Consider the following 23544-nt stretch of genomic DNA (forward strand, 5'->3'; position numbering starts at 1 on the left):
ACCCAGCCGGGCGGCGCGGGAATGCCCTCCTCTCACTCCGGGGCGAACAAGCCGTTGCCCAATACCGACGTGTAGGCGTCCATGACCACGGCCAGCGAGCGATCCTTGCGCCACCCCTGCAGATCGTAGGCCGCGTTGATGGCCGCGAGCAGGAACTGTGCGGCAATGAACGGATCGACCAGGCGAACGGCGCCTTCGGCCATCCCCTCCACCAGCTCGCCCATCATGCCAAGCGCCGTGCGCTGGGCATAGCGCAGCGCCAGCGCGCGAACCGCAGGCGGCATCGCCTGATAGGCCGTCACGCGCAGCAGCGGGAACTCGTCGGCAAACTGCAACTGCAGCGCCGACTGCACCGTGGCGGAAAGCCGCTTCCACGCCGATGCCTGCTCGGCCCTGGCCCTGGTCTGCAGATCGGCCAGCCGGCGGTGGCTGGCCCGCCAGCACGCGACGACCAGATCATCCTTGGAATCGAGATGATGGTAGAAACTGCCCTTGGTGCGATTGAACTCCGCCATGATCCGCTTGACGGACGCGCCGCGATAGCCGGTGGCATTGATGAAACGCGTTGCCACGCGCAGGAAACTTTCCTGGTCGCCTGCATCGATCACCGCCCCGGGCGTGAACACGCGAACGTCCCAAGCGGTGCCGGGCGTGAGGATACCGCCGTCAAGTATCCGGAAAAAACGCTGCCGGACATTGGGCATATCACCGATCGCGAACTGCCCGAGCCATGTGCGCTGCCATAGCAGCGCCTCGTTGAGGATGTGCGCGCGCGCGATCAGCACGTCGCGGTGCGAGGCATCGCGGGCCGGGCCAAAGAAGCTGCGGATCGCCCGCAGCGTGCCGCGATACTGCTCGATCTGCGATGATCGCGCCGGCTCGTCCATCGAACGGATTTCGGAAAGGTTGGCCAGCGGCCGCTCCGACTGGCGCAAGGTTCCCGCAAAGTGCTCGAAATGCAGTTCGACGTAGCGGGCAACGCGCGCGCGGGGCGTCGGCTCTGCCTGCGCTGCATCCACCATCGCTGCCAGCCGGCCTAGCGTGTCTTCGAATACCGCCGTCAGCAACTGTTCCTTGCGGCGGAAATAGTAGGTCACGCTGGTCGTGCTCAAGCCCAGTTCGGTCGCCACGTCGGACAGCGTCATCCCGCGCATGCCCTTATCGTTCAACAGCGTCGTCGCGGCATCGACAATGCGCTGCTTCTGCCTGTCAAAACGGGTCGCGCTATCGACCAGGGCAGCGCCGGTTTCCGCGCCAGGCGTGGGAGGCATGGTGTCGCACATGCGTGCCTTATCGTCACTCGCGCCGCGGCTGTCGACCCACAGATTGCGCCGCCCCTAAACTCCAATTCGAATATCGGGTCAGTTTAGACAAAGCGACGAGCCGTGCCGATTTTACGCAATATATCTCGTTTTGAGCGTAGAGTCCTGCTGGACAGGTCTGCGGCGATGCGTCATGGTCAGGCATAATTAGAACTTAGGGTATGGCCCTTGAGTCGGCCGGCCTCTGGAGAGGATCGATGGATTTCACCTTCACCGAACGTGAGCGGCACTTCCAAGGCGCGGTGCGGGATTTTATCGCCATGCACGTCAGGCCGCAGGTCGAAGCCTATGGGACAGAGGTCAACACCGGCGATCGCTGGACGCCATCGCAAACGATCGAGGCGCTCAAGCCAAAGGCCCGGGCTGCCGGGCTGTGGAACCTGTTCATGCCGCCGGCATCGGGCCATACCCATGTCGACGACAGCTTCGTGTTCGCGGGAACGCAGCTCAGCAATCTTGAATATGCGCTCTGCGCCGAAGAGATGGGGCGCATCGGCTGGGCTTCGGAAGTGTTCAACTGCTCGGCACCCGACACCGGCAACATGGAAGTGCTGCACCGCTATGGCACGCGGGCGCAGAAGGATCGCTGGCTCAAGCCGCTGATGGAGGGCACCATCCGCTCGGCGTTCCTGATGACCGAGCCCGAGATCGCCTCGTCCGACGCGACCAACATCCGCACCTCGATCCGCCGTGACGGCGATCATTATGTGATCAACGGGCGCAAGTGGTGGTCGTCTGGCATGGGTGACCCGCGTGCCAAGCTGGCGATCGTGATGGGCAAGACCGATCCCGATGCCCCCGCGCACAGCCAGCAGGCGATGATCCTGGTCGATGTCGATACGCCCGGCGTGAAGGTCGAGAGGCTGCTGTCGGTTTATGGCTATGATCATGCCCCCCACGGCCATGCCGAGGTTACGCTGACCGATGTGCGCGTGCCGGCAGAAAACCTGCTGCTGGGCGAGGGTCGCGGCTTCGAGATTGCCCAGGGAAGGCTCGGGCCGGGCCGTATCCATCACTGCATGCGCACGATCGGCGCGGCCGAGGAGGCGCTGGAGGCCATGGCCAGGCGGCTTCTCTCGCGCACTGCCTTCGGCAAGCGCCTGTCCGAACACAGCGTGTGGGAGGAACGGGTCGCCCGTGCCCGCATCGACATCGAAATGACGCGGCTGCTGTGCCTCAAGGCGGCCGACATGATGGACCGCGCCGGCAACAAGGCCGCGCGCAACGAGATCGCGATGATCAAGGTGCAGGCGCCGATGATGGCGCTGAAAATCATCGACGATGCCGTGCAGGCCCATGGTGGCGCCGGTGTCTCGGGCGATTTCCAGCTGGCGGCAGGCTGGGCCAACATCCGCACGCTGCGCCTTGCCGACGGCCCTGACGAGGTACACGCCCGCGCCATCGCCCGCGCCGAACTCGGCAAATACCGTGACGCCGCGCGATGAGCGATCTCGACCAGGACAAGCTGGCGGGATGGCTGAAACAGGCCACCACTGCCGAGCTGCATGCGGTGGAGAAGTTTGCGGGCGGGCAGTCCAACCCCACCTACCGCATCGCAACCTCGGCCGGAAACTTCGTGCTGCGGCGCAAGCCGTTTGGCCATTTGCTGCCGTCGGCCCACGCGGTCGACCGTGAATTTCGCCTGATCTCGGCCCTTTTCCCCACCGGATTCCCGGTGCCCCGTCCGATCGCGCTGTGCGAGGACGCGGGCGTGATCGGTGCCGTCTTCTACCTGATGGAACTGGTGGAGGGCCGCACGCTGTGGGACGGCACGCTGCCCGATATCCCCAGGCCCGATCGCCACGCCTATTACGAGGCGATGGTCGATACGCTGGCGGCGCTTCACGCGATCGATCACCAGGCCGTCGGGCTCGGCGATTTCGGTCCGCCGGGCAACTATTTCGAGCGGCAGATCCAGCGCTGGACCAAGCAGTATCGCGCCGCGCAGACGGACGACATTGCCGAGGTGGACAAGCTGATCGATTGGCTGCCGCGCACCGTGCCCGCGCAGACCCGCACTGCGATCATCCACGGCGATTACCGGATCGACAACCTGATCTACGCCGCAAACGCCCCCAGGGTGGCAGCAGTGCTCGATTGGGAACTGACCACGATCGGCGATCCGCTGGCCGACTTCACCTATTTCGCGATGAACTGGGCGATGCCGCGTGACGGGCGATCGGGGCTGGCCGGCATCGATCTTGCTGCCGAAGGGCTGCCGCCGCTTGGCGCCATGGTCGACCGCTATTGCGCGGCTAGCGGGCGGGACGCCTTGCCCGATCTGCATTGGTATTTTGCCTATAATCTGTTCCGCCTGGTCGGCATCGTCCAGGGCATCAAGAAGCGTCTGATCGATGGCAATGCCTCGAGCAGCAGGGCCGCAGAAGCCGTCGCCAAATTGCGACCGCTGGCCCAGGCCGCCTGGGCGCAAGCACGCCAGGCCGGCGCCACCGCATAAGGAGAGCGAGAAACATGGACTTGTTCGATCTGACCGGCAAAGTCGCGATCATCACCGGATCGTCTCGCGGCATTGGCCGCGCCATCGCCGAGGCTTATGCCGATGCCGGTGCCAAGGTGGTGATCTCCAGCCGCAAGCAGCAGGCCTGCGAGGAAGTTGCCAACGCCGTCAACGCCACGCATGGCGAGGAACGTGCCATCGCCATCGCTGCCAGCATCTCTGACAAGGCGATGCTGCAGACGCTGGTCTCGGAAACGCGCCGACGCTTCGGCAAGATCGACATCCTCGTCTGCAACGCGGCTTCCAACCCCTATTACGGCCCGATGGCCGGGATTACCGACGAGCAGTTCCGCAAGATCTTCGACAACAACGTGCTGGCCAACCATTGGCTGATCAACATGGTCGTGCCTGAAATGATCGAGCGCGAAAACGGCGCGATCGTGATCGTCTCTTCGATCGGCGGGCTGATCGGATCGGACGTGATCGGGGCCTACAACGTGTCCAAGGCCGCCGATTTTCAGCTGGTCCGCAACCTTGCGATCGAATTTGGCAGGCACAACGTGCGCGTCAACGCGATCGCACCCGGGGTGATCCGCACAGATTTTGCCAAGGCGCTGTGGGAAGACCCGGAGGCAGAGGCCGCGCTCAACCGCGTCACCCCGCTCGGCCGCATTGGCGAGCCCGACGAGATCGCGGGTGCGGCGGTCTTCCTCGCCTCGAAAGCCGGCGCCTATGTCACCGGCCAGGGCATTGTCGTTGACGGTGGCACGACGATCCGGGGCGGCCTGTGAACGCGCGGTTTGCGGGGAAGAGTGTCCTCGTCACCGGCGCGGCATCGGGAATTGGCCGTGCCACGGCCATCCTGTTTGCCGAACAAGGCGCACGGGTTCTGGCGGTCGACCTTGGTGATGGCGTGGAAGCGACCGCCGCCACGCATCCCGCGATTACCGCGATGCGCGGGGACGCCGGCAATGAAGGCGATGTCATGGCGATGATCGCCGCTGCAATCCAGACGCATGGCGGGATCGATGTGATCTTTGCCAATGCCGGGATCAGCGGCGGCATGGCGGGCATCTTCGACCAGTCGGTGGAGGATTGGCAGGCCCTGCTGCAGGTCAACCTGATCGGTCCGTTCCTGGCGATCAAGCATGGCGGCAAGGCCATGCTCGATGCCGGAACCGCCGGTGCGATCGTCTGTACCGCCTCTGTCGCAGGCTTGCGCGCCGGCGCGGGTGGCCCGGCATACTCCGCATCCAAGGCGGGGGTGATCAATCTTGTGCAGACCGCGGCACAGCAGCTCAGCGGATCGGGCATTCGCGTCAATGCGGTGTGCCCTGGCCTGATCGAGACGGGCATGACCCAGCCATTCTACGAACGCGCCCGCGCCAAGGGCAAGAGCGACCAACTGGGGCAACTCAACCCGCTCAAGCGCGGCGGCCAGCCCATCGAGATCGCCACCGCGGTTGCATTCCTCGCGTCCGACGAGGCCAGCTATGTCAACGGCCATGCCCTGGTCGTCGATGCCGGCCTCTCCTCCTCCCATCCCTTCGCCCGGCCGCGCGGCCTAGGCGAGACGTCCTTCTGACGAGAGAGCTTCCATGATCGAGACCAAGCTTCACGACGACGTCCTCGAGATTGTCATGGCCAATCCGCCGGTCAATGCACTGGGCGCGCAGGTCCGCCAGGGGCTGGCCAAGGCGCTGGCCGATGCGCAGGGCGATCCGGCGATCAAGGCGATCGTCATTCGCGGCGCCGGCAAGATGTTCTCGGGCGGCGCCGACATTACCGAGTTTGGCAAGCCGCCGGTCGATCCTTGGCTGCCGCAGGTGGTCGATGCGATCGAGGCGAGCGCCAAGCCGGTGGTCGCTGCCATTCACGGGACGGCGCTGGGCGGCGGGCTGGAAGTGGCGCTGGGCGCGCATTACCGGATCGCCAGCCCCAAGGCCAGGCTGGGCCTGCCCGAAGTCTCGCTTGGCATCCTGCCCGGTGCCGGCGGCACGCAACGACTGCCGCGCCTCGTGGGCGTGGAAACCGCGCTTGACATGATCGTCTCGGGCACGCCGATCGCGGCGAGCAAGGCGGCGCAGGCCGGGCTCGTCGACAAGCTGGCCGAGAGCGACGAAAGCCTTGCCGCCGAGGCGATCGCCTATGCCCGCACACTCGCCGCGCCCCGCCGCACCGGCGATCGCTCCGTTTCGGCCGATCCGGCAGTGTTTGAACAGTTCGCGACCCAAAATGCCCGCAAGATCAAGGGCCTCGATGCGCCCCAGGGCTGCATCGCGGCGGTGAAGGCTGCAACCGAACTGCCGCTCGACCAGGGGCAGGAAAAGGAACGCATGCTGTTCCAGCAACTTGTCGCCGGCGCGCAGTCCAGGGCGCTGCGCCACGTCTTCTTCGCCGAGCGCGCCGCGGCCAAGATCGATGGCCTGCCCAAGGATATCCAGCTCCGCCCGATCAACAAGGTCGGCGTGATCGGCGCGGGCACGATGGGCGGCGGCATCTCGATGAATTTCCTCTCGGCGAACATCCCGGTTACCATGGTCGAGATGGCGCAGGATGCGCTGGACCGTGGCATTGGCGTCATGCGCAAAAACTACGAGGCAACCGCCGCCAAGGGTAGGCTCACCGCCGAGCAGGTCGAAAAGGCGATGGGCCTGATCACGCCGACGCTCGACTTTTCAGCGCTTGCCGACTGTGACCTCATCATCGAGGCGGTCTATGAAAACATGGAGGTGAAGAAGGAGATTTTTGCCCGGCTCGACGGCATTGCCAAGCCGGGCGCGATGCTTGCGTCAAACACCTCCTATCTCTCTATCGACGAAATCGCGGCGGCAACGACGCGCCCGCAGGACGTGCTCGGCCTCCATTTCTTCTCGCCCGCCAACGTGATGAAGCTGGTCGAGGTGGTTCGCGGGGCCAAGACCGCGCCCGATGCGCTGGCCACTGGCATGGCTATCGCGCGCAAAATCGGCAAGGTGCCGGTTGTGGCCGGGGTCTGCTATGGCTTCATCGGCAATCGCATGCTGATCCCGCGCCAGGCCAACGCCAACGCGCTGCTGCTTGAAGGCGCCACGCCGGAACAGGTCGATCGCGTGCATACCGACTTCGGCATGCCGATGGGGCCGTTCCAGATGGCCGATCTCGCCGGCGTCGATATCGGCTGGCATCGCGATCCCAGCCGCATCGAAAGCCTTCAGGACGCGCTGTGCGCGCAGGGACGCTGGGGCCAGAAGAAGCAAGCCGGCTTCTACGATTACGACGAGAAGCGGCGGCCGACGCGATCGCCGGTCGTCGCGACGATCATCGACGATTTCCGCGCCAGGGCCGGGATCGTCCCGCGCGATATTTCCGACGAGGAGATCACGGTGCGTACGCTGTACTCTATGGTCAACGAAGGCGCCAAGATCCTGGAAGAAGGCATTGCCCAACGCGCTTCGGATATCGATGTCGTGTGGAACTATGGCTATGGTTGGCCGCGTCACAAGGGCGGGCCGATGTTCTGGGCAGATACGGTCGGATTGGACAAGATCGCGCAGTCGCTGACACGCTACCAGCATGCGCTGGGCGCCGAATTCACGCTGTCACCGCTGCTGCTCGAATGCGCCGCGCAAGGCAAGCCGCTCGACCGATAAGCGACGCAGAAAAAAGACAAGACGAGAGGAGAGCATCATGCCGCTACGCTTCGCTGAACCGGCGACCGAGGCCTATCGCTTCCCGCTGACCATCCGCCACCTGCTCGACAGTGTCCTGACCACGGCGGGCGACCGGCGGATCGTCTATCGCGAACAGGGCAGCTGGACCTATCGCGAGTTCGCCGGGCGGGTCGGCCGGCTCGCCTCGCTGCTGGCGGACCTGGGTGCCGAGCAGGGGATGACGATCGCGGTAATGGACTGGGACAGCCACCGCTATCTCGAGGCCTATTTCGCGGTTCCGATGATGGGCGCTGTGCTGCAGACGGTGAACGTGCGCCTGCCCGCGCCGCAGGTTGCCTACACGCTGAATCACGCCAACGCGGAGATCCTGCTCGTCCATCATGATTTCTTTCCGCTGGTCGAAGCCGTGCTGCCGTCGCTGCCCGGTGTAAAGGCGGTGGTCGCCATCATGGATGGCACGCAAGGCGCGCTGCCGGCCTATGCCAAGGGCGAGTACGAAGCGCTGTCAGCCGCAGCCTCGCCGGATTATCCGTTCGAAGACTTCGACGAAAACGCCGTTGCCACCACCTTTTACACCACCGGCACGACCGGCAATCCCAAGGGCGTGTGTTTCACCCATCGCCAGTTGGTGCTCCACACGCTGGCGTGCAATGCGCCGTTCGGCGCGGCGGATGGCACCGGCTTTGCCTACAAAGACGTCTACATGCCGTTGACGCCGATGTTTCACGTCCACGCCTGGGGCGTGCCCTATGTCGCGACGATGCTGGGCATGACGCAAGTCTATCCGGGTCGGTACGAGCCCGAGATGCTGTGCCGGCTGCATTCGCAGCACAAGGTGACCTATTCGCACTGCGTGCCGACGATCCTGCGGATGCTGCTCGATGCGGCCGAAAAGACCGGCACCGATGTCAGCGGCTGGACGATCACCGTGGGTGGATCGGCGCTGTCGGCGCAACTCTGCGCGGAAGGGCGTCGCAAGGGCATGCGCCTGATCGCGGGGTACGGCATGTCGGAAACCGGGCCGCTGGTCTCGGTCGCGCGCATCCGCCCCGGCACCGAAGGCGATGACGCGGCAGAAATCGAGGCGCTGACCGCGACGGTCCCCGCCCCGCTGATTTCGGCGCGGATCGTCGATGATGACATGAACGATGTGCCGCACGACGGGCAGACGCGCGGCGAGCTGGTGCTGCGCGCGCCCTGGCTCACCCCCTGCTACACCGGCGATGCCAAGGCCTCGGAAGCATTGTGGCGCGGCGGCTGGATGCACACGCAGGACATCGCGACGATCGATGCCGATGGCTATATCCGCATCCGCGACCGGCTGAAGGACGTGATCAAGACCGGCGGGGAATGGATCGATTCCATCCAGCTGGAGGAACTCGTCGCCACTGCCGAAGGCGTGGTGGAAGTGGCGGTGGTGGCCATGCCCGACGCCAAATGGGGCGAACGGCCCTTGGCGGTCGTGGTCGCGCGGCCCGGTGCCGCACTGACTCTCGAAGCGCTGAACGCGCCGATCGAGGCAGCGATCAGCCAGGGCACCATCACCCGCTATGCCAAGCTGGAGCGCTTCGCAGTCGTCGATGGCCTGCCCCGCACCAGCGTCGGCAAGATCGACAAGAAGCTCATTCGCGCCACCCATGCCGACAACGCCCAGGCGGGTGTCGCCTGATGCCCCACTCCGCTTGTCCCGGCAGGCCCCGCTCTGCCCTTGCCCGCCGCGTGGCGGCCTGTTTGAAAGGTTGATCTGATGGATCTCCACTTCTCGCCCGAGGAAATGGCTTTCCGCGAGGAAGTCAGGGCTTTCCTGAAGGATCGGCTACCCACCCGCATCGCCGAAAAGGTGCGCACCAGCAAGCGGCTCACCAAGCAGGACATGGCAGAGTGGCACGCCATCCTCAACGAACGCGGCTGGTATGCCAACCACTGGCCCAAGGAATACGGCGGCCCCGGCTGGTCGGTGGCGCAGGCGGCGATCTTCGACATCGAGAGCGCGCTGGCCCACGCACCGCGCATCGTCCCGTTCGGCGTTTCGATGCTCGGCCCAGTGCTGATCAAATATGGTTCGCAGGCGCAAAAGGATCATTGGCTGCCGCGTATCCTCGACGGCACCGACTGGTGGTGCCAGGGCTATTCCGAACCTGGCGCAGGCTCTGACCTTGCCAGCCTGAAAACCAGCGCGGTGCGCGATGGCGACCATTACGTCGTCAACGGCCAGAAGACCTGGACCACGCTTGGCCAGTATGCCGACATGATTTTCTGCCTGGTGCGCACCTCGACCGAGGGCAAGAAGCAGGAGGGCATCTCGTTCCTGCTGATCGACATGAAGACGCCCGGCGTAGAGGTTCGTCCGATCATCCTGCTCGATGGCGAGCATGAGGTGAACGAGGTGTTCTTCACCGATGTGCGCGTGCCGGCCGAAAACCTGGTTGGCGAGGAGAACAAGGGCTGGACCTATGCCAAATACCTGCTGACCTACGAGCGCGCGGGCCTTGCCGGGGTTGGCGGCTCGATGGCGGCGTTCAACCACCTCAAGGAAATCGCGCAAAGCCAGCGCAAGGGGGGCCGGCCACTTGCGGAAGACCCGTTGTTCGCCGCGCGGCTCGCCCGGTTGGAAATCAACCTCGAGAACCTCAAGATCACCAATCTGCGCGTGCTGGCCGCTTCGGGAAGCGGCGGGTCGGCGCCGCTGGAAATGAGCGCGATGCTCAAGATCTGCGGCACCGAGATCCGCCAGGAGATCACCAGCCTCACCCGGCGCGCGCTGGGGCCATACGCCCAGCCCTTTGTCAGCGAAGCGCTGGACGAGGGCTTCAACGGCGCGCCCATCGGCCCGGACTATGCGGCGCCGGTAGCGGTGGACTATTTCAACAACCGCAAGCTCTCGATCTTCGGCGGCTCCAACGAAGTGCAGCGCGAGATCATCACCAAAGCCCTGTTGGAGCTCTGAGCCATGTATTTCCACCACAGCGAAGATCGGCAGATGCTGGCCGACATGCTCGGCCGCTATCTTCAGCAGCGTTACCCGTTCGACATCCGCAACAAGATCAGCGCGTCGCCCGAAGGCTGGTCGCGCACGCATTGGGCGGAACTGGCGGAACTGGGTGTCGTGGGCGCCCTGTTCGGCGAGGGGGCGGGCGGCTTTGGCGGCACCGGCTTTGATATCGCGGCCGTGTTCGAAGGATTGGGCAAGGCACTGGTGGTCGAGCCGTTCCTTGGCACGCTGATGGCCGGCCAGGCACTGGCCATGGCCGCGGGCAAACAGGACGCGCTGCTGGCCGAGGTGATCGCCGGGACCACCCTGCTCGCCTTCGCGCATGAAGAGCCGCAGAGCCGATATGATGTCAGCGACGTCGAAACCCAGGCTTTGCCCAACAGCGCGGGCTGGGCGCTCCAGGGTTGCAAGGCGGTTGTCCCGCAGATCGAGGCGGCCGATCGCATTCTCGTCTCGGCGCGGATCGCCGGCGCACCGGGCGATGAAGCCGGCATCGGCCTGTTCCTCGTCGACAAGGCGGCGGCCCGGCTGCGCGGCTATCCCATGGTCGACGGCGGGCGCGGCGGCGAGCTGGTCCTCGATAACACGCCGGCCACGCTGGTGGCCAAGGACGGCTTCCCCCTCATCGAGCAGGCGATCGCCGCCGGCATTGTCGCGCTTGCCTGGGAGGCCGTGGCGGTGATGGACGTGCTCAAGACCACAACGCTCGATTATCTGCGCACGCGCCGTCAGTTCGGCGTGCCGATCGGCAAGTTCCAGGCGCTGCAACATCGCATGGCCACCGTGGCACTGGAGATCGAGCTGGCGCGCTCTGCCGCGATCAGCGCCGCCGATGCGCTGGGCCAGGATCGGCGCACCCGCGAACGTGCCGTCTCGGCCGCCAAGTACACGATCGGCCGCGTCGGCACGCTGGTGGCCGAGGAATCCATCCAGATGCACGGCGGCATCGGCATGACGTGGGAGCTGCCGCTCTCGCACTACGCCAAGCGGCTGACGATGATTGGCCACCAACTCGGCGACGAAGACCATCATCTTGAACGCTTCATTGCCTTGGGGCACGCCTGATGAGCAGCGATGCATTGCCCTCGGCCGGATTGCTTGCCTTCCAGCTGGGCGACTGGCTGAACGCACTGGGCGGGGATGACCATGGCACGTTCCTCGCCATGCTGGAAATGGCGCACAAGCTCGCGGCTGACGAATTCATGCCGCACTATCGCCAGGCCGACCTCCAGGAGCCGACGCTCGATGCGGATGGCGTGCATATTCTGCCCGCGATCAAGCAGGCCCTGGCCCGCTATGCCGAACTCGGCCTGTTCGGGATCAGCTTCCCCGAAGAGCTGGGTGGGCTCGGTCTTCCCACCACGACATCGCTGGCGCTCTACGCGGTCTTTGCCGCAGCCAATGTGTCGACCTCTGCCTATCCGATGCTGACGACGGCCAATGCCCGTCTCATCACCGCGTTCGGCACGCCCGCGCAAATCACGCGGTTCGCGCGTCCGCAGATCGCCGGGCGCTGGTTTGGCACGATGTGCTTGTCAGAGCCGCAAGCCGGTTCGAGCCTGGGCGATATCCGCACCCGCGCCACCCCCGATGGCGAGGACGAGCACGGCGTCCGGTATCGGATCACCGGCAACAAGATGTGGATTTCGGGCGGCGACCAGGATGTGAGCGAGAATATCGTCCACCTCGTCCTCGCCAAGATCACCGACGAGAATGGCGCGCTTCCGGCCGGATCAAAGGGCATCTCGCTGTTCATCGTGCCCAAATGGCTTGCGGATGGATCGCCCAACGATGTTGTCGTGGCCGGGCTCAACCACAAGATGGGCTTTCGCGGCACGTCCAACTGCCTGCTCAATTTCGGCGAGCGCGACGGCGCAATCGGATGGCGCGTGGGCGCCCCGGGCCAGGGGCTTGCCCAGATGTTCATGATGATGAACGAGGCCCGGATCGGGGTCGGCATGGGCGCTGCCGCCCTGGCCTACCGCGGGTATCGCCAATCGCTGCGCTATGCACGCGAACGGGTGCAAGGCCGCGCTGTCGGCACCAAGGGCGGCGATCCGCTGCCGATTATCGACCATCCCGACGTTCGCGCCATGATCCTGCGACAAAAGGTCTATGCCGAGGGTGCGATCGCGCTCTGCCTCTATTGCGCGCACCTTGTCGATCAGGCGAGCGAGGATGCAGAGGCACTGCTCGCGCTGCTTACCCCGGTTGCCAAGACGTGGTCGTCCGAGTTCGGCCTCGCTGCCAACGACCTCGCCATCCAGGTTCTGGGCGGGTACGGCTACACGCGCGATTTCGATGTCGAGCAGCTCTACCGCGACAACCGCCTCAATCCGATCCACGAAGGCACCACAGGCATCCAGGCGATTGACCTGCTGGGACGCAAGATCCTGTTTTCCGATGGGCGCGGCCTCGCAATACTGCGCGACAGGATCACCGCCACGGCCGCATGCACGGATGGCACCCTCGCCGGTTGTGCCACTGCGCTGACCGCCTTCTGGGACCGCTTGGCACAGACCATTGCCGGGTTGCAGAAGCGCAGCGGCGCCGGCGCCTTTGACGATGCGACGCTGTTTCTGCGCGCCTTTGGCCACGGTGTGGTCATGTGGTTGTGGTTGGACCAGGCCGGGAAGGCCACCGTCGATAGTCCGCTGCGGCCCGGCATCCTCGCTGCCTGCCGTTTCATGGCCGAAACCGAATTGCCACAGGCTTTGGCGTGGCTCCGCGTGGTCGACACGCACAGCGATCTGGTGCGCCACCTGCCGGAAGAGGCCTTCGCATGACCGATCTTCCCGCCGCCATCCAGGCCGAGATCGGCGTAACCCGCCATTCGGACTGGGTCATCGTCGATCAGAAGATGATCGATCTCTTCGCCGAGGCGACGCATGATCACCAATTCATCCACGTCGATCCGGCGCGCGCGGCGCAAACACCGTTCGGCGGCACGATTGCGCACGGCTTTCTCACCCTGTCACTGCTGGCCTGGCTCGAGGCTTCGATCGCACGCCCCGCCATGCCGCCTGCCAAGATGGCCGTGAACTATGGGCTGGACCGAGTGCGGTTCATCTCGCCGGTTCGCTCCGGCAGCCGGATTCGCCTGGCCTCGACGCTTGTCGATATTACCGAGAAGTCACCTGGTCGCTTTCAACAGACACTCGATGTCACGATCGAGATCGAGGGGCACGCCAAGCCCGCCCTTGCCGCCATTTGGCTCACCCAATTCACGATTTGAAACATCAGGAGATTTTCGTGCGCGACGCCGTCATCGTTTCCACCGCCCGTACGCCGATCGGCCGCGCCTATCGCGGCGCCTTCAACGCCACCCCCTCCCCGACCCTCGCCGCGCATGCGATCCGCAGCGCTGTCGAGCGGGCCGGCGTGGACCCGGCCGAAATTGACGATTGCATCATCGGCGCTGCCTTGCCGCAGGGCGTGCAGCACACGATCGGGCGCACCGCCGCCTTGCGAGCCGGCCTGCCGGTAACGGTTTCGGGCCTTACGATCGACCGGCAATGTTCCTCCGGGCTCATGGCGATCGCCACGGCTGCCAAGCAGGTCATTGTCGATCGCATGAACGTGGTCGTTGCCGGCGGCGTTGAATCCATTTCGCTGGTGCAGACGCCGCAAATGCGGGTTGAGCCCGATCGCGCGCTGCTCGCGATGGTGCCAGACATCTACATGCCGATGCTTCAGACGGCCGAGATTGTCGCCAAGCGCTATGGCATCTCGCGCGCTGCGCAGGATGCCTATGCGTTGCGCTCGCAGCAACAAACCGCCGCGGCCCAGGCCGCCGGAGCGTTCGACCAGGAAATCGTGCCCGTAACCGCAACGATGGCCGTCGCCGACAAGGCCACCGGAGAAATTTCGCACCGCGACGTCACGCTGACGAAAGACGAAGGCAATCGCCCGGAAACCACGGCAGAAGGGCTCGCCGCGCTCAAGCCGGTGGTTGAAGGTGGCGTCATCACCGCGGGCAATGCATCGCAACTGTCCGATGGCGCTTCGGCCTGCGTGATCATGGAAGCCAGGCTGGCTGCCGATCGCGGGCTCACGCCGCTCGGCCGCTATGTCGGCATGGCAATGGCTGGAACCGAACCCGATGAAATGGGCATCGGCCCAGTCTTTGCAGTGCCCAAGCTGCTCGAACGGTTCGGCCTTGGCATGGATGACATCGGGCTGTGGGAGCTTAACGAAGCCTTCGCCGTGCAGATGCTGTATTGCCGCGACACGCTGGGCATTCCCGATGACCGGCTCAACGTCAATGGCGGCGCGATCTCGATCGGCCATCCCTATGGCATGTCGGGCGCGCGCATGGTCGGTCACGCGTTGATCGAGGGCAAGCGGCGCGGTGCGCGGCACGTTGTCGTGACGATGTGCGTGGGCGGCGGCATGGGCGCGGCCGGCCTGTTCGAGGTGCTGTGATGAAAGCGCTCATCTCCCGCGCGCCCGGTGGCCCTGAAACGCTGGAACTGGCCGAGTTGCCAACCCCGCAGCCTGGCCGGTCCGAACTGCGGATCCGTGTCGTCGCCTGCGCCATCAACTATCCCGATGTGCTCATCATCGAGGACAAGTACCAGTTCAAGCCAACCCGCCCCTTCGCACCGGGTTCGGAGGTTTGCGGTATCGTCGATGCGCTGGGCGAGGGCGTGGAGGATTGGGCGATCGGCGATCGGTTGATCGCGATCACGCTTGGGGGCGGACTGGCTGAACAGGTCATCGTTCCCGCCGCCTCGGCAGTCCGCCTGCCCGACGGCGCCGATCCGGTCGAAGGCGCCGCGCTCGTCTTCACCTATGGCACCACGATCCACGCGCTGAAGGATCGCGGGCAACTCAAGGCCGGTGAAACGCTGCTGGTCCTGGGCGCGGCGGGCGGCATCGGCCTGTCTGCAATCGAGATCGGCAAGGCGCTTGGGGCCACGGTCGTGGCCGCCGTTTCCAGCGCGGAAAAGGCCGCCGCCGCGCGCCAAGCCGGTGCCGACAGCACGTTGATCTATTCATCAGGCCCCTTGGACAAGGCCGCGTCCAAGGCGCTGGCAGACACGTTCAAGGCGGCCGTGGGCCCGCACGGCGCGCATTTGATCTACGATCCCGTGGGTGGCGACTATGCCGAGCCGGCGCTCCGCAGCATTGCCTGGGAAGGTCGCTACCTAGTCACCGGCTTCCCGGCGGGGATACCGCATCTGCCCCTCAACCTGACGCTGTTGAAAGCCTGCGACATGCGCGGCGTTTTCTGGGGCGGCTTCGTTTCCCGCGAACCGGAACGTCATCGCGCCCATGTGCGCGAACTGCTGCACTGGTGGCAGAACGGACAGATCAAGCCACGGATCGACCGCGTCTTCCCCCTCGCCGAAGGCGGCGCAGCGATCGCGCGGCTGGCCAACCGTTCGGCGATCGGCAAGGTCGTCGTGAGACTGTCGCAGGACGACTAGCTATCTAGTTGCGGAACGTCATTGGGATCAGATAGGATGGGGCATCGCGGAGAACGCAAGGACCTCTTCGCCTGAGAAGTAGTCCCGGTCGGCCAGTATCGTCAGATCTTCCACGCCGGTCGCTTCGCGTGCCAGCTTGCCCATGGCAGCAAGCGCACTTCGGTCGTGACCGACGTTCGTAACCTCGTGCGCCACGAAAAGATGGTGGTCTGCGTCGACAGCTGCCTGAAGGTTGTAACCGACCTGTCCCGTCCCCTTGCCGGTGCTCGCCATGGCTCGCGCATCCGGGTCGGTCAGTGATATCTGCCGATCGGGCGCGGCCTCGACCGCCTGCTCCATCGCCTTGAGGTCGCGCATCTGTCGGCGAAGAGCCTCGAGCCGCTCGGCAAGTCGGGTCGTGCGAATCTCGGCGACCTCGCTTTCCTGCCGGTCGGCGGTATCGAGCATGACCAGATATCGCTCGATGCTCGCATCCACCTGCTCCATCCGACGGCGGATCGCACCCGGCGTGAAGTTCTTGTCGCGCGTATTAACCGCCCTGAACAGGCTGCCGTCCACCGCCACCGTTCCGCCAGCGATGAGGCCAAGGTTACGGCACAGTGCTACAAACTGCCGGCACGTCGCCTGGATCGCCTGGCCGTTGTCGCGCCGGAAATCAGCAATGGTCTTGAAGTCTGGCGCCAACTTGCCCGTCAGCCACATCAGCTCGACATTGCGACCTGCCTCGCGCTCAAGCCGCCGGCTCGACTGCACCTGGTTCAGATACCCGTAGAGATATAGCTTGAGCAGCATCGCCGGGTGATATCCCGGGCGCCCCGTAGACGCTGCATCCTCGAAGCCGAGCCCCGCCAGATCCAGTTCGTCGATGAAGACATCAACCACGCGTACCGCGTTGTCCTCGGACACGTAATCATCAACGCTATCGGGCAAAAGCAGCTTCTGCCGGCGGTCACAGCCCTCGATGAAACGTCCCACTTCGGCGCCTCCTACAACGCCAAAATCATAGCATATCAGGGCGTTTTCACACAGCCTCCACCCAATTTCGGTCGTTCCCGAAGCGCTGGATTTGTCCACGCGGCCTGGCCGCCGCGCCGGGGTTGCGCATGATTTACAACCCGCCAGTGACCAACCCAAAATAGACGTCTCGCTGCTGCTGCCTTCCATTGAGCAAGCAGCAGCGAGCAGCATCGATCAGGCTTGACCTGCCGGCTGGCCGGCTGGAACTTCGGCAACCTTACCGTCCTTGAAAAGGGCGTCATACTTGGTTTCGAGGTTCTTGAACTCGGTCCCGCAGATTTTGTCCCACCAGCGGAAATACAATCCATAGTTTCCGCGGACCATCTGGTGATGCATGTAGTGATGCATCGCGGTGTTCTTCCATCGCAGCACCGGAACCTTGAGCCACCAGGACGGATAGACCTCGTAGCCGAGGTGGCCGATCACGTTCAACGCCAGCTGGCCCAGCCCCCAGACCACCGGGATCGAAACGTGCCACGGCAGGAGGAGGAACAGGGGGAGCATGGCCACCGCCGCGCCTGCTTCGCCCAACGCCTCCAGCGGGTGGAAGTGAAACGCCGAGTAAGGCGTCGGGTCGGTGCTTTCGTGATGAACCTTGTGCACCCGATCATACAGCTTCGGGTGATGCATGATGCGATGCATCCAATAGAAGTACGCATCGTGGATCACGAAAACAAAGAACAGGATCATCGCGTAATAGGCCCACCCGTGGGAAGCGATGTCGCTATAGCTGTTTTTTTCCGATGCCGGGACGAGAAACGCCGTCCAGATATCGACAGCAATGAAAATTACCTGCGTGCAGGTGCTGAACAGCGCCTCGCGAAACACCTGACTGGGCTTGGGCCAAGGCTTGCGCGACAGTTTGCGCTTTTTCAGCGGCTTGTCGAGCAACACCCAAAACACCACGAAGAAGGTCGTCGCAAAGGCGATGTACTTCGCGGTTTCACTAAAGAAGATCTGCACCTGCTCGTTGGCTTCCGAGCCGAGCAGGGGATTGATGACGGTGGCCAGCAAGGCTGCGCCGGCGCCGCCCAATCCGATCCAGATCGGCGTGCGTGTCGACTTTATCGGGCCTTCTCTTGTCGCCATGGGATTTCCTCGCGTTGAGCCGACCCGCCGTACCGAGCTTCAATGGAGGAAATGTGGAGGGAAGTTGGAGCGCGCGTGGCGAAGCTAGTGGATTCCGGTCGATCAACCCGGCAAGGACCAGCCGCATTGAACTTCGCCACCCGATCTCGGACGATCTGCAACATGCCCCCGCCGATCCGCGCTGGCCGCCTCGGTCCGGCTCGCGCCATCATAGATCGCTGCCAGCACGAACAAGCGTCAGGTCTGTGCGCCGTCCCGCGAGCCGCGAGCCGCCTTCCTCACATAGGCGGCGTCGAAATCTGTGCAAAGCGCGATCGCCATGGCAAACTCCAATCCGCTTGCCTTCTTGAATCGGCGCCCCCCCCCGATCGCAACCCCCGAGAGGCACGATCTCTGATCCTTGGTATGAGGCTGGTTGGCTGCCGGTACGCCATAATGGAAATTTTTGCCCTCATTGGTAATGTTCGCAGGCCCTTCCTCGGACGTAAAAATCGAGCATTCGTTCAGACGGCACCTGCGCATTTCTGCCCGCAGCAATGCCATCAGCACTTAAGAATTCGTCCCTTCAGCATCAGGCCGTCGCGCATATTGAGGCCCAGCAGCATGATGTTGACGGCGCCTGAGATCAATTCGATTACCTGAACCACATAGAAGGAGGCGTCGAACCGCCCGACCTGCGCCTTCTGCGCCAGAAAATACGCCGAGGGTATCAGGATTAACAAGCCGGTCGCCGCAACGAAAGGCATGCGCCGAAGTTTGGCGCCCACTATCCCCCCTTACGCCCCTTGGCCAATGCGAGACCCGATCCACCGGTGGCCACCAGAGCGGGTATCAGCAGGAAAAGGCCCCATGGCACAACGGATTTGACTGCGACGAACGGTTCTTGAGGCCAAGATTTCGCTACCCAGCGTAGAGAGCCAAACGGTGGCGATCGTTATCAGCGCGATGGCGCCCGCCACGGGGTGCACTGTCTTGAGCATCTTACCGCCCCTTCAACTGTATTTCGAATCACGACATCATGATGACATAACGACATCATACAAGCAATGTCAATTTGACATTATACTGTCCATCTGGGTACGACGAGCCATGACTGATGCCCACGCCACCCCCGTCGTTGAAGCCGTGACAGCCCTCGTGCTGGACTTGTTTCGCGTGAACAATCTCGCACTCAATTCAGGCGATAGGCTGGTAGCAGAAATCGGCCTGACCAGCGCACGATGGCAAGTGCTGGGTAGCATAGTTGCGGCAGAACGCCCGCAGCCAGTCGCCCGGCTGGCGCGCGACATGGGAACCAATCGGCAAAATGTGCAACGCATCGTCAACGATCTGGAGAAAGAGGGCTCGATAGAGTTTCAGCCCAATCCTCATCACCGGCGGGCGCAGTTGGTGGTGTTGACTGACAAAGGGCGACAGACTTTCGAAGCCGCCATGGCACGACAAGGGCCATGGGCAGAACGCCTGGCGCAAGGCCTGGATGCATCAACGATCGTCTCTGCTCATCGCGTGCTTTTGGCTCTTAAGCAGAACCTTACCCGCCATGGATGACATCGACCCCACGCACCTGATAGGCCCACGCGAGCAGTGGCCTATCTGGACCGTCGCTCGATCGAACTGCCTATTGCGATCGGCCCACTCATGGCGTGGAATCTGATGATGGCGCAACCGCTTCCTTTGCTGAAGGCTGCGTTCTGATTGCGCGATGCAATGTTACCGCCCGATTGCTACCGCCTCGCTTGGATAAGCCATGTCGTTATTGACGTCGTTATGTACGTCATGAGCGATGGAGGCCGGCGTGGCGGTGCTCGAGGTTTTGAATGTTGAACGGCGGCGGCGTTGGTCGGATGCGGCGAAGGCGTCGATCCTGTCCGAGGTTGGCGTTGATGGCTGGACGGTGAGCGATGTTGCGCGCCGTCACGACGTGACGCGGCAGCATTTGTACCAGTGGCGGCGGGATTTGCGGCAAAAGGGGGTGTGGCCTGGCCACGGCGGCGAGGCGTTTGTGGCGGTCGAGCTGCTGCCTGTGCCCGCAGATGCGGGTGGGCCCGCAACGTGCGAGGCGTCGACGTCCGAGGTGACGATCATTCTGGGCAACGGCCGGCAACTACGGTGCCGCGAGACGATCGGCGATGCCGAGCTGAGCCGGTTGCTGCGCGTGCTGGGGGCGGCGTGATCGGACCTGGCGCCGGCGCGCGGGTCTATCTGGCGTGTGGCGCGACCGATATGCGCAAGAGCATCACGGGCCTTGCCGTTCTGGCGCAGGAACACTTGCGGCAGAACCCCGCCAGCGGCGCGGTCTTTGCGTTCCGCGGCCGCAGGGGTGACCGGATCAAGTTGCTTTACTGGGACGGGCAGGGTTTTTGCCTCTATTACAAGATCCTGCAGAAGGGCCGGTTTCCCTGGCCCGGCAGCGGCGATGCGGTGGCGCGGCTGACCTCGGCACAACTGGCCATGCTGTGGGAAGGGATCGACTGGCGGCGGCCGTCATGGGGGCGCCGCCGGCACGCGTTGGGTGATCTATCAGGCTGATTTTGGGTATTTTTCTGGCGGATTGACGGCAATTCTGCTATCCCGTGGGCATGCCATCGATCGCCGCATCACTGCCCGATGATCCCATCGCGCTCAAGGCGATGGTGGCGGCTTTGCAGGCGCAGAACAGCGCCTTGTCGGCCACGGTGCGCGTCTTCGAGCAACACATCGCCGACCTGCAGTTGCGCATCGCCAAGCTCAAGCGGCAGGCGTTCGGCAAAAAGTCCGAGAAAGTCGAGCGCGAGATCGAACAACTCGAACTCGCGCTCGAAGGCCTGCTGATCGCCAGGGCCGAGGCCAGTCCGGCCGCGGCAAGCGATGATGATGACGCGCCCGAACCGGCCCAGCCCGCGGCGGCAGCGCGGGCGCCGCGCCGCCGTCCCCGCGTCTCGGCCGAGACCCCGCGCGAACGCCGCGAACTCGATCCCGGTGCGGCCTGCCCCGATTGCAGCGGCACCCTGCGCGTGGTCGGCGAGGACGTCAGCGAGATGCTGGACCTGATCGCCGCCCGGTTGAAGGTCATCGAGATCGCGCGGATCAAGAAGTCCTGTCGCGCCTGCGAGCGGATGGTGCAGGCGCCGGCATCGAGCCGGCCGATCCCCGGCAGCATGGCGACCGCCTCGTTGCTGGCGTATATTCTGGTCTCCAAGTTCGACGATCACCTGCCGCTGTACCGGTTGAACGAGATCTTCGCCCGCATGGGCGCAGACATCCCCGACAGCACGATGGCCGACTGGTGCGGGCGCACCATGAAGCTGCTCCTGCCATTGATCGAGCGGATCGAGGGTCACGTCCTGGCGCATGATCTGCTGCATGCCGACGATACGCCGATCCGGGTGCTCGATCGCAGCCTGCGCACCGCCGGGGTTGGCGGGCAACTCGGCAAAGGCGTGCGCAAAGGGCGCATCTGGGCCTATGTCCTCGACCAGCGGCCGTGGGCCGGGCTGGCCCCGCCAGGTATCGCCTACAAGTTCGCCGCCGACTGGAAGCAGGAACACGTGCTCGCGCACTTGCGCGATGCACGCGGTATCCTCCAGGCCGATGCGTACAAGGGCTATGCCAAACTTTACGCGCCAGGACCTAATGGCACCGCGCCATTCCGCGAGGCGGCGTGTTGGGCGCATCTGCGCCGTGATTTCCATGACCTGTGGGTCGGTGCCAAGTCGCCAATCGCCCGCGAGGCTCTCGATCGCATCGGTGCCCTCTACGACATTGAGGCGCAGATCATGGGGAAAAGCGCCGCCGATCGGCTCGCTACGCGTCAGGCCCAGAGCAAGCCCAGGGTCGAGGCCTTCCACGCATGGGCTCAGGCCCAACTGACCAGACTTCCCATCAAGGGCGACCTCGCCAATGCCTTCCGCTACGCGCTCGCACGCTGGCCGGCCTTCTGCTTGTTCCTCGAGGATGGCCGCGTCGCCATCGACAACAATGCGGCGGAACGGGCGCTCAAACCCATTGGAATCGGCAGAAAGAACTGGTTGTTCGCCGGGGCCGACACCGGCGCCGAAACTCTCGCGCGGGCAATGACCATCATCGAAACTGCCAAGATGAATGGCCTCGACCCGCAAGCCTACCTTGCCGACGTGCTGGCGCGCATCAACGATCACAAGATCAACCGGCTCGACGAATTGTTACCCTGGAATTGGAGCCCGCTGCTGCCGGCAGCAAAGGCTGCTGCCTGATGCCCACCGTCCGCCATGTCTTCATGCTCGATTATGTCGCCGACATCCTGGGCGAGCACCCTGAACTCATCGACGCCATCGTCAGCAATGACGATAATCTGACCTACGGCTCGATCATCTCCGTTGGTTTGGGTCCGGACGAATGGCGCACCGCACTGACCGACAATGCCATCGACGAATTACGAAGCATGATCGCCGACGCACGGCGATCTCCTGACGAATGGGAGCAATTCCTGCAGGACCTTGTCTCCGATCCTGCCACCATCGAAATCGTCAAGGCCTATAAGCTGCGGTAACAATCGGGCGATTACGATGCAATTTCGGCTCCGTTCGGCGTAAAGAGGATCGGCGGGTTTAGCCGGCAGCAGCATGCGTCCGTTCAGGTGGGCGACTACCTTGATTTCTTCCTCGTTGAAGGCGTGACGTCCAACACCTTGCTACTCATCGAGCGTGATCGGCACCTCGATGTGATGACCTGCGTTTCAACGCACGGGACTCGCCTGAGTATTACATCCTCGGTGGTGGTGCGCAATGGCTTTGGGCACGCGTATATGCTGCTGGTAGGTCAGGCGCATAAGTGGATTGTGCAGAGCATGCTGTCTCGTTTGCGTCGGACTTTGTCAGTTCAGGGCTGATCCTACATCGGCCGCCGGCAACCGTAATCTGCGCGAAGTAAATTTATCCGGCGAGTGCTTGTCGTCTCCAATCGAAATCATCGTGAGGTGAATATCACCAGTTTCGCTGCCCCTTGATTGCCTTGGACCGCTGCCTAATACCAAGGTGCAATGATCAGAACCCATTTGCCCATTGGCGCATCCCGATGGACATGATCCGCCATGGCTGATCGACGAGCTTGTTCCATGCGAAGCAGCAGTGGTCGACGATGTCGTCGTAGGATTTGAAGATGCGGTTCGACAGCCAGTTGTCGCGCATGAACTGCCAGACGTTTTCGACAGGGTTGAGTTCGGGACATCTCGGCGGCAGCGGCATCAGCGTGATGTTGGGAGGCACGATCAGCTCGGCCGATCCGTGCCATCCGGCCTGATCGAGCAGGAGGACCGCATGCGCGCCGGGCGCGACGTGGAAGGCGATTTACGCAAGATGCATGCTCATCGCCTCGCTATTGCAACGGGGCATGATGATGCCGGCGGCCTTGCCTTCAGCGGGACAGATCGCGCCGAACAGCCATGCCGAGGAGCGACGCTGGTCCTTCGGCGCTGATGGCCGAGTTCCACGCCTCGCCCAGCGCCGAGTGAGCTTGGTCTGCTGGCCGACGCGGGCTTCATCCTGCCACCACAACTCTATCGGCGTTCCTCGCGGGAGACGCCGCTTGATTTGCGCCAGACGGGTGACGAAGCTTTTTTAAAATC

General features: G+C 63.8%; 22 protein-coding genes and 2 pseudogenes. 18 read left to right on the forward strand and 6 right to left on the reverse strand.

The genetic code is table 11. The annotated features are described in order from the left end of the window. Positions 1–32: 32 nt before the first annotated feature. On the reverse strand, positions 33–1283 hold the full coding sequence (locus tag FHT19_RS23225) for a TetR/AcrR family transcriptional regulator (protein ID WP_168557932.1): 1251 nt from the start codon (positions 1281–1283) through the stop codon (positions 33–35). 236 nt (positions 1284–1519) lie between these two features. Here FHT19_RS23225 and FHT19_RS23230 point away from each other — a divergent pair, with 236 nt between their 5' ends. From FHT19_RS23230 to FHT19_RS23285, 12 genes are all read left to right on the forward strand, one after another. Continuing rightward, a complete protein-coding gene (locus tag FHT19_RS23230; protein ID WP_169476992.1) occupies positions 1520–2767 on the forward strand; it encodes an acyl-CoA dehydrogenase family protein in 1248 nt (415 codons plus the stop codon). Beyond that, positions 2764–3780 (forward strand): phosphotransferase family protein, encoded by a 1017-nt coding sequence (locus tag FHT19_RS23235; protein WP_168557930.1) that lies wholly within the window; start codon positions 2764–2766, stop codon positions 3778–3780. Before FHT19_RS23230 ends, FHT19_RS23235 begins: the two co-directional genes overlap by 4 nt. A gap of 14 nt (positions 3781–3794) precedes the next feature. Next, positions 3795–4571: an SDR family oxidoreductase gene (locus tag FHT19_RS23240; RefSeq protein WP_168557929.1), complete on the forward strand. Its 777-nt coding sequence runs from the start codon at positions 3795–3797 to the stop codon at positions 4569–4571. Next, entirely contained in the window at positions 4568–5365 is a 798-nt protein-coding gene (locus tag FHT19_RS23245; RefSeq protein WP_168557928.1) for an SDR family oxidoreductase, read from the forward strand. Before FHT19_RS23240 ends, FHT19_RS23245 begins: the two co-directional genes overlap by 4 nt. A gap of 13 nt (positions 5366–5378) precedes the next feature. Next, positions 5379–7412 (forward strand): 3-hydroxyacyl-CoA dehydrogenase NAD-binding domain-containing protein, encoded by a 2034-nt coding sequence (locus tag FHT19_RS23250; RefSeq protein ID WP_168557927.1) that lies wholly within the window; start codon positions 5379–5381, stop codon positions 7410–7412. Between the two features lie 37 nt (positions 7413–7449). Continuing rightward, entirely contained in the window at positions 7450–9102 is a 1653-nt protein-coding gene (locus FHT19_RS23255; protein ID WP_168557926.1) for a long-chain-fatty-acid--CoA ligase, read from the forward strand. A gap of 78 nt (positions 9103–9180) precedes the next feature. After that, on the forward strand, positions 9181–10380 hold the full coding sequence (locus FHT19_RS23260) for an acyl-CoA dehydrogenase family protein (protein WP_168557925.1): 1200 nt from the start codon (positions 9181–9183) through the stop codon (positions 10378–10380). A 3-nt stretch (positions 10381–10383) separates the two neighbouring features. Then, the gene (locus tag FHT19_RS23265) at positions 10384–11490 is read left to right on the forward strand and encodes an acyl-CoA dehydrogenase (RefSeq protein WP_168557924.1); all 1107 of its coding nucleotides are present in this window, start codon (positions 10384–10386) and stop codon (positions 11488–11490) included. Then, a complete protein-coding gene (locus FHT19_RS23270; RefSeq protein ID WP_168557923.1) occupies positions 11490–13211 on the forward strand; it encodes an acyl-CoA dehydrogenase in 1722 nt (573 codons plus the stop codon). The genes FHT19_RS23265 and FHT19_RS23270 overlap by 1 nt, the downstream gene beginning before the upstream one ends. Continuing rightward, entirely contained in the window at positions 13208–13660 is a 453-nt protein-coding gene (locus FHT19_RS23275; RefSeq protein ID WP_168557922.1) for a MaoC family dehydratase, read from the forward strand. The genes FHT19_RS23270 and FHT19_RS23275 overlap by 4 nt, the downstream gene beginning before the upstream one ends. A 17-nt stretch (positions 13661–13677) precedes the next feature. Continuing rightward, entirely contained in the window at positions 13678–14850 is a 1173-nt protein-coding gene (locus tag FHT19_RS23280; protein WP_168557921.1) for an acetyl-CoA C-acyltransferase, read from the forward strand. Then, positions 14850–15857, forward strand: coding sequence for an NADPH:quinone oxidoreductase family protein (locus FHT19_RS23285; RefSeq protein WP_168557920.1), 1008 nt, complete (start codon positions 14850–14852; stop codon positions 15855–15857). Before FHT19_RS23280 ends, FHT19_RS23285 begins: the two co-directional genes overlap by 1 nt. Positions 15858–15911: 54 nt before the next feature. Here the strand turns inward: FHT19_RS23285 and FHT19_RS23290 are convergent. From FHT19_RS23290 to FHT19_RS24520, 4 genes and pseudogenes are all read right to left on the reverse strand, one after another. Continuing rightward, positions 15912–16832, reverse strand: a pseudogene (locus tag FHT19_RS23290) (IS1182 family transposase); the annotation flags it as partial. A 216-nt stretch (positions 16833–17048) separates the two neighbouring features. Further along, positions 17049–17963, reverse strand: coding sequence for a sterol desaturase family protein (locus tag FHT19_RS23295; RefSeq protein ID WP_168557919.1), 915 nt, complete (start codon positions 17961–17963; stop codon positions 17049–17051). A 237-nt stretch (positions 17964–18200) separates the two neighbouring features. Next, positions 18201–18512 carry a hypothetical protein gene (locus FHT19_RS23300; protein WP_169476993.1) on the reverse strand — a complete coding sequence of 104 codons (312 nt, stop codon included), beginning with the start codon at positions 18510–18512 and terminating at the stop codon, positions 18201–18203. Then, entirely contained in the window at positions 18506–18730 is a 225-nt protein-coding gene (locus tag FHT19_RS24520; protein ID WP_246866341.1) for a hypothetical protein, read from the reverse strand. The genes FHT19_RS23300 and FHT19_RS24520 overlap by 7 nt, the downstream gene beginning before the upstream one ends. A 322-nt stretch (positions 18731–19052) precedes the next feature. Here FHT19_RS24520 and FHT19_RS23310 point away from each other — a divergent pair, with 322 nt between their 5' ends. The 6 genes from FHT19_RS23310 to FHT19_RS23335 all read left to right on the forward strand — a co-directional run bounded on the left by FHT19_RS23310 (position 19053) and on the right by FHT19_RS23335 (position 22809). Continuing rightward, the gene (locus tag FHT19_RS23310) at positions 19053–19511 is read left to right on the forward strand and encodes a MarR family transcriptional regulator (RefSeq protein WP_168557918.1); all 459 of its coding nucleotides are present in this window, start codon (positions 19053–19055) and stop codon (positions 19509–19511) included. A 247-nt stretch (positions 19512–19758) separates the two neighbouring features. Further along, positions 19759–20136, forward strand: coding sequence for a transposase (locus FHT19_RS23315; protein ID WP_168557917.1), 378 nt, complete (start codon positions 19759–19761; stop codon positions 20134–20136). Further along, the gene (gene tnpB / locus FHT19_RS23320; protein WP_169476994.1) at positions 20133–20492 is read left to right on the forward strand and encodes an IS66 family insertion sequence element accessory protein TnpB; all 360 of its coding nucleotides are present in this window, start codon (positions 20133–20135) and stop codon (positions 20490–20492) included. Before FHT19_RS23315 ends, tnpB begins: the two co-directional genes overlap by 4 nt. 50 nt (positions 20493–20542) lie before the next feature. Beyond that, the gene (locus tag FHT19_RS23325; RefSeq protein WP_168557915.1) at positions 20543–22174 is read left to right on the forward strand and encodes an IS66 family transposase; all 1632 of its coding nucleotides are present in this window, start codon (positions 20543–20545) and stop codon (positions 22172–22174) included. Further along, positions 22174–22470, forward strand: a complete 297-nt coding sequence (locus FHT19_RS23330; protein ID WP_168557914.1) for a hypothetical protein — start codon at positions 22174–22176, stop codon at positions 22468–22470. Before FHT19_RS23325 ends, FHT19_RS23330 begins: the two co-directional genes overlap by 1 nt. Positions 22471–22491: 21 nt before the next feature. Further along, a complete protein-coding gene (locus tag FHT19_RS23335) occupies positions 22492–22809 on the forward strand; it encodes a DUF2867 domain-containing protein (protein WP_168557963.1) in 318 nt (105 codons plus the stop codon). Positions 22810–22963: 154 nt separating this feature from the next. Here the strand turns inward: FHT19_RS23335 and FHT19_RS23340 are convergent. Continuing rightward, positions 22964–23544, reverse strand: a pseudogene (locus tag FHT19_RS23340) (IS630 family transposase); the annotation flags it as partial.

Origin of the sequence: Novosphingobium sp. SG919, assembly GCF_012932495.1 — a bacterium.
In the GTDB taxonomy this organism is placed as follows: domain Bacteria; phylum Pseudomonadota; class Alphaproteobacteria; order Sphingomonadales; family Sphingomonadaceae; genus Novosphingobium; species Novosphingobium rhizosphaerae.

Bases quoted from the DNA above. Each gene is read 5' to 3' on its own strand.
- FHT19_RS23270 (WP_168557923.1), top strand. From the start codon at position 11,490: ATGAGCAGCGATGCATTGCCCTCGGCCGGATTGCTTGCCTTCCAGCTG.
- FHT19_RS23325 (WP_168557915.1), top strand. From the start codon at position 20,543: ATGCCATCGATCGCCGCATCACTGCCCGATGATCCCATCGCGCTCAAG.
- FHT19_RS23275 (WP_168557922.1), top strand. From the start codon at position 13,208: ATGACCGATCTTCCCGCCGCCATCCAGGCCGAGATCGGCGTAACCCGC.
- FHT19_RS23285 (WP_168557920.1), top strand. From the start codon at position 14,850: ATGAAAGCGCTCATCTCCCGCGCGCCCGGTGGCCCTGAAACGCTGGAA.
- FHT19_RS23295 (WP_168557919.1), bottom strand. From the start codon at position 17,963: ATGGCGACAAGAGAAGGCCCGATAAAGTCGACACGCACGCCGATCTGG.
- FHT19_RS23255 (WP_168557926.1), top strand. From the start codon at position 7,450: ATGCCGCTACGCTTCGCTGAACCGGCGACCGAGGCCTATCGCTTCCCG.
- FHT19_RS23250 (WP_168557927.1), top strand. From the start codon at position 5,379: ATGATCGAGACCAAGCTTCACGACGACGTCCTCGAGATTGTCATGGCC.
- FHT19_RS23235 (WP_168557930.1), top strand. From the start codon at position 2,764: ATGAGCGATCTCGACCAGGACAAGCTGGCGGGATGGCTGAAACAGGCC.
- FHT19_RS23260 (WP_168557925.1), top strand. From the start codon at position 9,181: ATGGATCTCCACTTCTCGCCCGAGGAAATGGCTTTCCGCGAGGAAGTC.
- FHT19_RS23330 (WP_168557914.1), top strand. From the start codon at position 22,174: ATGCCCACCGTCCGCCATGTCTTCATGCTCGATTATGTCGCCGACATC.
- FHT19_RS23265 (WP_168557924.1), top strand. From the start codon at position 10,384: ATGTATTTCCACCACAGCGAAGATCGGCAGATGCTGGCCGACATGCTC.
- FHT19_RS23310 (WP_168557918.1), top strand. From the start codon at position 19,053: ATGACTGATGCCCACGCCACCCCCGTCGTTGAAGCCGTGACAGCCCTC.
- FHT19_RS23240 (WP_168557929.1), top strand. From the start codon at position 3,795: ATGGACTTGTTCGATCTGACCGGCAAAGTCGCGATCATCACCGGATCG.
- FHT19_RS23225 (WP_168557932.1), bottom strand. From the start codon at position 1,283: ATGTGCGACACCATGCCTCCCACGCCTGGCGCGGAAACCGGCGCTGCC.
- FHT19_RS23230 (WP_169476992.1), top strand. From the start codon at position 1,520: ATGGATTTCACCTTCACCGAACGTGAGCGGCACTTCCAAGGCGCGGTG.